This window comes from Edaphobacter sp. (genome assembly GCF_035532915.1).
GTDB lineage: Bacteria > Acidobacteriota > Terriglobia > Terriglobales > Acidobacteriaceae > Edaphobacter.
On record NZ_DATKQC010000445.1, the window covers coordinates 22,333 to 32,013 of the forward strand.

The window sequence follows — 9,681 nt, forward strand, 5'->3', positions numbered from 1 at the left end:
GTGCTCTCGCCCAACGTCAAACCGTGTCTCGTGGTTCTTCAGCTTATTTCTTCAGCGAGTTGAGCATGTCTTTGCTCAGCGGCTTCTCATGCAGCAAAAGCTGCGTAGCCCTCACGCATGGGTTTGCGTGAAACCACTCCTGCACGATGCTTTCGTGTAACAGATTGGCCAACGCAAGCAGCGACATCCCCTGGTGGTGGGCCATCCACGAGCGCACAAGGCGCGGCTGCTTGCCTTGCGTGAAGTCGGCGGCTTCGTAGAAGCCATAGGCCCCGGTCCAATTCATCGAAGCCATGCGTCGCAGATTACTCAACGCATCACTTCGCAGCAGGGACAGCGTAAGAAAGGTCGAATAAGGAGAGATCACCGGGCCATCTTCCGCGCCGTACTTAAGCGCAAGCGACGGAATCCCCCAGGCCTGATAGCGATAGCGGCCCGATGCCTCCGTCTCGGCGAAGCCCGACTCCGAGATGCCCCAGGGAATATCGCGGACATAGTCGCGCTGAATTCGTACCGCCGCCTGCAGGGAGCGGGCAATCAGCGTATCGGGATAAGTCCGCATCCACAGCGCCGGCATCATGTACTCGAACATGGTCCCTGTCCATGACAGCAACGCAGCGCGTCCGTTTACGATCACATGCGATCGGCTCAACCGGAACCATGTTTGTTGCGGTACGTCTCCCTTGGCAATCGCGAGCAGCGCCGCGATGCGGGCCTCCGAGGCAAGCAGGTCATAGCAGGCCGAATGCACCTCTCCCGTATTGCCGTCATAGGCGATGGATAAAAGCTGGCGCGATTCAACCAGCAGAAAGCCAAACTCCATTGCTTCCGCGCATTGCTTGGCTCGCGCCGCAATATCAGCGATGGCGGCGTGAAGCCGTGACAGCCTTTCTCGTGCCTCCGGCAGCAACGAGCGCAGCTCCGTTGCCAGCGCACTTAAACTTGATCCCTCCGCATGAGCGATCGGGGTATCCACAATGCGTCTCTCCAGCGCGGCAACGTATTGCGCTGCCGCCTGCAAGGTCGGGATCTTGTTGTCTTGCTTGTTCTCTACATCGGTCTTGCTCTCGGACGCAGTCAGGCCGAAATAATCGAACAAAGGAGCAAAGCGCGGTAGAAGCCAGGGCGCATATTCCTCGATGAACTGTGACAATGCATGACGGCGGCGCAATGCCTCCTCCGCAATCCATCCCTGGGTTCCGCCTTCGGTCTGGGAAGAGGGCAGCTGCTCCTCCATCACCTTGCGAACCAGCGCCTGCATCGTCTCTAATCCGCTGTCGTTCGGATGCTGCTTCTCTCTCCGGCGGCGACTGCCTGTTCCAAATCCGCCATGCAACATCTCATCCAGCGCTGCAAAGGTATGGGGATTGAGCAGGGGCCGCTTCAGCAGATCGAGCGCACCCGTGTGCAGCGTGTAGAACGAAGCCGCGAGGTTGCCGCTATCGACGGTGGAAACGACCTTTGGCGCAATGGGTTCCAGGCGCTCGATGTTGTACCAGTTATAGATATGCCCGCGGTGCTTTTCGAGCCGGTCGTAGGTATCGAGCGTCCCTGATGTCTGTTCGGTAAATTCGGGCAGCGTAATAAATCCGAATTCGTACGCGGCCTGGCGCGAATTGAGCAGCATCCCCAGGTTGGTAGGCGAGAGCGTCCGAACCTGCAGCGTGTCCTGCTCTTCTACATTGTCTGGAATCAGCCAATGGTTTTCCCTGCCGCCGAACTCCGAGAAGTAGCGCCAGATGTGCAACGCCTGATGCTGCAGAAAGGATCTGTCCTCTGCCGACAACGGGCCTTCTACCCGCCGCGGCGACGAATCGAGCCAAAACACGGCGACCGGTGCAAGCGCCCAAAGCACCAGCACGGGCGCTGCTGCCAGAAGCGCATGAGGGTATCTCCAGGCCAACACACCCGCAATCAGCAGGGCAATCACTGGCGAAAGATTGAGATAGCGGTCGAGCGAACTCACCGAGGTGCCAGCCTCGGCTTGCGCCGCCGTCTCCCAGTCCAGCAGGTTTTTGCCCGAGATCAACGTTCGATTCAACGACCGCACAATCGCATCGAGCGAGAGCAGCATGTGATGCGCAAGGAAGATGAGATTGAGGATGGTGATGCCAAACGACGCCGCGAAGGTATAGAAGCTCTCCTTCACGGCAACGACGCTTCCATTCAGCACGGCCCTGCTGAGGTTGAAGCCAAACTGAACAAGTCCGGGAAGCAGAAGAACGATCAGGGTCGCGATGGTCCAGTAGACAGGGCCGCCGGGAAGGAAGAGCCACCCAAAGAGGAACAGCAGAAATGTAACCGGCTCGATGAGGCTGCGGCGAAGATTGTCGAAGATCTTCCAGCGCGAGATGGTGCTGATCGGGTTGATGACCGACCGCCCCGATTCGTCGGGTACCGAGCCTAAGAGCCACCGCATGATCTGCCAGTCGCCACGAAGCCAGCGATGCTTGCGCCGCGTATGGGCCGAGTAGTGCGACGGGTAATCGTCGATCACCTCGATGTCCGTGGCCAGTCCTACGCGCACATACGCGCCTTCGATCAGGTCGTGCGACAGCAGCGCATTGCGCGGAAAACGATTTTCGAGCAGCTCATGCAGCACGGAAACTTCATAAATCCCCTTGCCGGTAAAGATGCCTTCTCCAAACAGGTCCTGATAAGCGTCCGAGACGGCGCGCGTGTAGATGTCGAAGCCCGTCTCTCCCGAATACAGCGCAGCCATGCGCGAGCGCGACGCAGAGCCGACGCTGACGCCGACACGCGGCTGCAGAATCCCGTATCCAGCCGTGACAACACGCAGGCGAGGATCGATGATCGCCTGGTTCAGCGGATGTGCGATCGTTCCTGTAAGCCGCGCCGCGGCGCCACGCGGCAGTTGCGTGTCCGAGTCCAGCGTAATCACATAGCGAACGCGATTGAGAAGATGGAGCGGCCCCGCCTTTACCGGGAAGGTATCGAGCGCATGGACCAGCAGCTTGTTGAGGTCGAGCAGTTTTCCGCGCTTGCGTTCCCATCCCATCCATACTCCCTGGCGAGCGTTGAAGACGCGATGACGGTGCAGCAGGAAAAAAGATCCGCCATCCTGCCCGGCATATCGTGCATTCAACTCACCTACGAATCGAAGCGCCAGCATCACCAGCGGGTTATTGTCCTCGTCCGAGGGACGCGTCGTCGTGTCCGGCAGATCGGTGAGCAAGCCGAAGTGAATGTTCTTGTCTTGATTTGCGAGGTAGCGTGCCTCCAGCTCCTCAAACAGCTCCGTAACCTGCTTCTCATTCATGAGAAGAGTCGGCACGATCACTAAAGCCGTCATCTCCGCGGGAACGCCCTTCGAAAAATCCAGCTTCGGCAGCGGCTCAGCCTTCATCAACGCGGTGACGCTGCCATTGACCAGATCGACCGCGCCCTGTGTCACCGGCAGCAACGCCAACAGCAACGCCCCAATCACCGCCCAGTAATCATGATGGGGAACCAGCGGAAGAATGATCGCCGTGATCAACAGCACCGACAGCGTAAAGGTGCCGAGGATGTAGAACTCTTCATTCCAATGACGGACCATCCCGCGCAGCCGCTCCATCGCAGGCGGATGGTAGCCAATCCGATTATGGAGCTGCGGAACGCCCTCCGCTAAAAGGTAGTAGCCAATGTGCGCTCTTCGCTGCGCCAGCCGAGGGTCCGGGTGCGGTGCCCTCGTTGCCTCGCGTGCAAGATCGAGCGCTGCCTGCGCGGTCGCGACCTCGCTGAAGTTTGAGTGGCTCGCCATCGTCGCGACGCGCTGGTGGTACATGCTCCGCGTCTCATCCTCCATCTTTGCGAAGGTCCCCGCCGGGTCTTCGCGGAGAATCGCGTCAAAGACGATCAGCGGTTCGAGCACCGGGCGCCACTCGCACTGGTCCAGGCGTCGCAATCCATGCAGCGGTGCAGAAAAGGGCGACTCTTCAATAGGCGGCAGCTCACCTGCGGCGAAGGCCTCGTCTGCACGGTCGAGAATGTACTCCAGTTGGGCCAGCTTCAGCGCCTGCTGCAGCAGCCCGATCTCCTGCAGCAGCAGAGGATCGCGCCGCTCAAACTGCTGCACGTAGACGGCAAGCGATTCAGCCGACCATATGCGCGCGGCCGACAGATATCCCTCCGCTAGAAAAATAATCTGCGGCAGCACGTCCCCTGAAGGAAGCCGAACATGCGGAAGCTTTGAAAATCCCTCTTTCGCGCTTTCGGTGCCGATAAGCACCGCCTTCAACATGCGTGTGCTCTCCAGCAGCTCCAGCTGCGGCGTCAAGGTGTTGCCCGACGTCTGCTCGCGGCAGATCGCCAAACGTTGATTGAGCCGAACCGTCAGTTTGCCGAGCCGTCTTTCAAGATCAATACCTCCCGTTCCCGGAGCGACGATCGCCAGGTGGCGAATGAGCGTGTTTGCGTGTTGCCGCAGCTCTTCCTCAGGAATCGTCGGCTTCTCCGGCAGACCTTTGGTTGGCAGATCTGGCACAGGAGCCGTAGGTGGCGCATGGCCCTCGAAGGTGGAATCATTTGGAAACAGGGCCATGAAGCTTTCCTTATCGATCGTGCAACAGCTCCTGCAATCATTTGCAGGGACATAGGTTCTGATGACAGATTCAGAGGTCTGCGTTTACCGGTAGCTCGCAGCCTGCATTTCAAACATTTCAGCGTACAGGCCGCCCGCACGCATCAGTTGTTCGTGATTTCCTTCTTCAATCAGGCGTCCGCCGGAGAGAACCACAATCCGGTCTGCCATGCGGACGGTCGAGAAGCGATGCGAGATAAGCAGCGCCATCTTGCCCAGGGTCAGTTCGGCAAAGCGTTCAAAGACCTCCAGCTCGCTCCGAGCATCGAGCGCCGCAGTAGGCTCGTCCAGTATAAGAAGCTGCGCATCCCGCAGGTAGGCCCGTGCAAGCGCGATCTTCTGCCACTCACCGCCCGAAAGTTCAACGCCACCTTCGAAGCGGCGGCCCAGCATCTGGTCGTAGCCGCCCGAAAGCTTCCGTATTACCTCGTCCGCCAGGCTCTTGTGCGCTGCATCTTCAAGATCGCTCTCGCTATGTGGCTGATCCACGCGGCCCACCGCGATGTTCTCCCGCGCCGTCATCTCAAAGCGCATGAAGTCCTGAAAGATCACGCCAATGTGCCGGTGCAGATCTTCAAGCGAGTAGTCGCGCAAGTCAACGCCATCCAGCAGAATCTGGCCTTCTGTCGGATCGTACAACCGCGTAATCAGCTTCACCACGGTCGTCTTCCCCTGGCCGTTCTCGCCGATCAGTGCGATCCGCTCTCCCGGCGACAGCGTGAAGTTGAAGTTATGCAGCACCGTGCGATTCGTTCCCGGATAGGTAAACGACACATTGCGAAATTCGAAGCCGCGCCGTATCGGCATCGGCATCTTTTTGCCGTCTGGATTCGCATGAACCGTCGGCTCCATCTCGAAGAAGGCGATCAGGTCTGTAAGGAACAAAGCCTGATCGGCGATGCCCGACGCGGTAGAGAACACCTGCTGCAGGTTCGAGCTGGCCTGTTGAATCGACGCTGTAAGAAAGGAGAACTTTCCAATGTCATATCCGCCGCCAAGCGTACGCCAGATGACGTAAACATAAGCGCCGTAATACCCCAGCGTTCCAATCACCCCCAGCAGTCCGCCGACGATCAGCTTCGAACGCGAAAGCGCAACATCCTCTACATAAATCTGCCGGGCAAGCACCTCGAACTTGTTGGTGAAAAACTTATGCAGCCCAAACAGCTTTACCTCCTTCGCCCCTTCGCGGCTTCCTGCTACCTGGCGAAGATAGTCCATCTGCCGCTTCGCCGGGGTCTGGCGAAAGTTCTTGGCATAGCCAAGAAAGGCAAAATGCGTCTCTCCCAGAAATGACGGCAGCACACCCAGCGCCAGCAGAAGCACCAGCCACGGAGAGGCCCAAGCCAGCGCCGCAGTAAAGGTCAGGGTGGTAATCACCTGCTGCACCAGCCGGCCCATCTGCTGAATCATCACCAGCCGGTCGGTCGCCTGCACCCGCGCCCGTTCAAGCCGGTCGTAGAAGACCGGGTTCTCGTAAGTCGTCAGGTCCAGCCGCGAGGCCTGTTCCATCACCCGCACGCTGACGTATTGCGTATAGCGATTGGCCAGCAGCGCGTCGCTGTAGTCAATCGCATGCACCAGCAGTCCGAAGGCAACGTTCAGGCCGACTTCCGTTCCCACCAGGATCCAGAAATCGTGCGCCAGCGCCCGGCCCCGCAGCACCTCCGTAATATCTTTCAGGATGACCGCGGCGACCTTGGCGATCACGATCGGCAGCGCAGCCACGATGACGCGCAGAACCAGTCCCCACGTCACCACCGCCGGGCCCGAATCCCACAGAATGCGAAGCACAGGCGGCAGGTTTCGCAGCGCGGTCAACCGGTCACGCCACGGGCTTTCCACTTTTTTATGGATGGGGACTTCGCTCATAGGGTTCTATTCAGAGGCTCGTTGATTCGACGAGCATAGTCTGGTCTGATGCCGGGAAGCCGACATGCGTTGGTCAATCGAATCATGCCGCGGTACATTCCCAGTTCTTTCCATAAGAGCCATCAAAAAAATAGTTATCGCAGCGCTGAAACAACGCGTCATTCCAGCCACAACCTTACGTCATCCACCCCAGACCCTCTACCCACCTCACGTCGTCTCGACCGGAGACAAGCGCAGTGGAGAGACGCGTCGGATTCAAGGTTGACTTCACCACCCCTGCCTTTCGCCTTTGCCGTTGCCTGCACTCAGACATCCAGAGGCATCCACCTCACCCACCAATCCTGCTCATCTTCGCAGGCGCAAATTGTCTGTCAAGCCCCTAAAGCCATCAAACGACCAAAGTAATCCATCTAAGAATATAAATATCAGTAACTTACGCGATAAAAAATAAATCCCGGAAAACTGCAAATTAGTTTCAGTCCATTCGCTATCCTTAAAACAGTTCAATAAAGCAAAAGCCCGCAAGCCATGTCCGAAACATAACTCGTTTAGAAACAATATTTTATCCGTAACCTATTTGAATGCAATATTTTAGCGGCGGCGTTCTTGTTATCTAGCTGAAAAAGAATAGCTTATCGCAATCGCCTACATAGGGGGGGACCCCAGGGCAGCGGTGCCTCAGCGGACTACCTTTGGCTTCCAAAGCGACAACCTGAATGGCAACCCAACCGAGAACTGCAGATTCGGCGTATCCGGAGTCAGCCCAACGCCGAAGCTCAAATCGATAGTCCTGCCCGGTGCATAGAGATACGATGTACCCAGCCTGAGCGTGCCCTCCACCAGGTACGATCCCGGCAAAGACGCTCCGTTCAGCTGCGTGGCGCGGGTAAATCTCTGGTCCCAGCCGAGCGTCATCGAGGTCTCGGTGTTCAGCGCAAGAATCGAACCGAGTTGAAATCCATAGGAGCTGCCGGGACGGAAGTGCCCCACCTCGGTTCCCCCCGGATTGTTCGGATCGTTGGACGGTATGGTATGCCGCCCCGCGAGGTTCTCGGTGTAGGAGAGATTCCCGAAGAAGACCACCGGGTCGCTCGATTTGGCGGCGGTCAGGTTTCCCTGAACGGCATAAAAGCCCGAGCCCAGGTTGGTCTGGCTGCTGGCCAGATCGTAGGAGTTGGTCCCGGTGACGGACTTGAAGCGAATATTGGCGAGCAGGTCCGGCATGCGTCCATGCTCGAACGTCAACTGGCGGGAGATGCCCGCCTGTATGTCTCCGAGTCCGAACTGGCTGGCCGAAGTCTCCTTCCCCAGCGCGTCGACGGTCCGATTCAGTACATAGCCATAGGGAATGGTGAAGTCCATCTGGAAGCGCTTCGGCAGGCCCAGCCGGGTCGTAAAGGTTGGCAGCAGTATGTCCTCTCTGACCCGCTGCGAGGTGATGTCGCCAACGACGAGAATGGGCAGAAGAGCGAATCCGTCGACGGTGACGTGATCGGACGAGGCGCTGAAATAAGAGGTCGTGTTGTCGATCTCGAGCGTCCCCGGCGGCAGCAGCAATCCGCCGCGAACCACCAGCGCCTGGTCCAGCGACTCGGTGGCGCGCCGTTCGGTCTCATCGTAGGTGGCGTTGTTGACCACCGCTTCGACCCTGCTGCTGGAGGGAGCAGCCGTCGTCTCAGCGATGCGCGCAACCCGTGCCGCGCTGCTGGATGGACCGCTGGATGAGGTATTGATCGCGTTGAGACGGTCTTCCAGCTGCTGCACCCGTTCGAGCAGGTTGCGGATGATGGCATCGCGCTCGCGCAGGGCCTGTTCGACGCGCGGATCGAGCGGCTCTCGTACCGTTGGCCCGGTAAGCGAACGACGTTGCTCTAGCGGATTGGGGGCAGGCGCGGAGGTTGTCTGCGCGGAAACCGAGAGTGTGGCCAGAAAAACGATCGAGCCCAGAGACAATACCTGTCGCAACATGACCTGAACTCCTCCACCTATAGCGATTTCCTCTCAGGTGTAGCTTCCTTTGTTTGTCATTCCCGAAGGGAATCTGCGATTTGCTCGAATCACCAAAACTACATCCGGAGGAGAACCTTTCTAGTACAGAGCGTTGGCCGGGATCTCAAGTCCTATGCCGCGGGAGATGAGAGTCTCGTCGGGAATGACACGGGATGCTGCGGAGACATTTTTTGGAGCCAGCATTCTGGGGTCGGGAGGATGTACGACAAAGACGATTCCGTTCTTCCATATCTTCGTGAAGCGGTTGGTTCTCATGGTGATGTTGCCGAAACCGGGATCGGCAAGGATGACGCGGTCGCCCACGATCCCCTTGACGACGACGAAGTGATCGAAGGTCTTGAAGTGGATGGGCGTAATCACCCAGGACTTTTCTGCGGCGAGGTCTTCCAGCGACATGCCGCTGAAGCCTTCGGCACCGTAGCCGCGTGCCTGCGCAAAGCGCTTCAGCTCCAACAAGGAAAAGCCGCCGCGGGCGCGAATGCGAGCGGGATCGTTGCGATGCAGGATCCATACGACGATGGCCGCCTCGGGCGTGTTGTCGTTGAAGTCGTAGGTGAGGACGGTGCTGAGGGCCGCCGCGCCGCAACTCATGTCCCAACGCTGACGCACGACGCCCTCATCGCGCAGCTGTTTCAATGTGCGTATGGGCTTCTTTCCCTGGGTCTCCGGCCTGTTGATCGAGGCCTGCGCCTCGGCGGAAATCGTAGGCAGCGCAAGGCACATGGCCAGTGCCGCGAGCAAAACGCGAAGGATGGGGCCGCGCAGGATCATCAGTGCTTTCCGTTGATGTTCGTCTGGATGATAGTGCCGACCGTCGAGTTGATATTGACGTTCAGATTCAGCAGCACGTTGATCTTCGAGTTGACCGCGTTGATGTTGATCAGCGAGCTGAGATTCTGTTGCGCGTTGCCGTTGAGCGTAAGCGTGCCCACCGTGGTTCCGGTATTGGGGCCGCTCGACATGGCGAGCGAGCCGACGCTTGAGACCAGGCCGTTTGGAGTCGCAGTCTCGCCCTGAAAATTGACCACGCCGTTGGTCGCATTCGCCGTGATGCCTGACGCGGTAACGCGGTTCAGCGTACTGTCGTCCATCGGCTTTGGCGTTGCCCTTTTGCTGGTTTGAGAGACTCCTGCCTGGGTCAGCAGCACCAGGCTCGCGATCACTAAATTGCGATGCATAAGACCTCCTTGTCGCTCGCGAACAGCGGCGGGGGGGGG

General features: G+C 58.5%; 5 protein-coding genes. All 5 read right to left on the reverse strand.

The genetic code is table 11. The annotated features are described in order from the left end of the window. Window positions 1–43: 43 nt before the first annotated feature. The 5 genes from VMU57_RS20900 to VMU57_RS20920 all read right to left on the reverse strand — a co-directional run bounded on the left by VMU57_RS20900 (window position 44) and on the right by VMU57_RS20920 (window position 9,642). The gene (locus VMU57_RS20900; RefSeq protein ID WP_325386978.1) at window positions 44–4,543 is read right to left on the reverse strand and encodes a glucoamylase family protein; all 4,500 of its coding nucleotides are present in this window, start codon (window positions 4,541–4,543) and stop codon (window positions 44–46) included. Window positions 4,544–4,627: 84 nt separating this feature from the next. Continuing rightward, window positions 4,628–6,454, reverse strand: coding sequence for an ABC transporter ATP-binding protein (locus tag VMU57_RS20905; protein WP_325386980.1), 1,827 nt, complete (start codon window positions 6,452–6,454; stop codon window positions 4,628–4,630). Window positions 6,455–7,132: 678 nt separating this feature from the next. Further along, a complete protein-coding gene (locus tag VMU57_RS20910; RefSeq protein WP_325386982.1) occupies window positions 7,133–8,422 on the reverse strand; it encodes a transporter in 1,290 nt (429 codons plus the stop codon). 120 nt (window positions 8,423–8,542) lie between these two features. Then, complete coding sequence (locus tag VMU57_RS20915) at window positions 8,543–9,235, reverse strand: C39 family peptidase (protein WP_325386984.1); 693 nt, start codon at window positions 9,233–9,235, stop codon at window positions 8,543–8,545. After that, a complete protein-coding gene (locus VMU57_RS20920) occupies window positions 9,235–9,642 on the reverse strand; it encodes a hypothetical protein (RefSeq protein WP_325386985.1) in 408 nt (135 codons plus the stop codon). The genes VMU57_RS20915 and VMU57_RS20920 overlap by 1 nt, the downstream gene beginning before the upstream one ends. Window positions 9,643–9,681 lie beyond the last annotated feature (39 nt).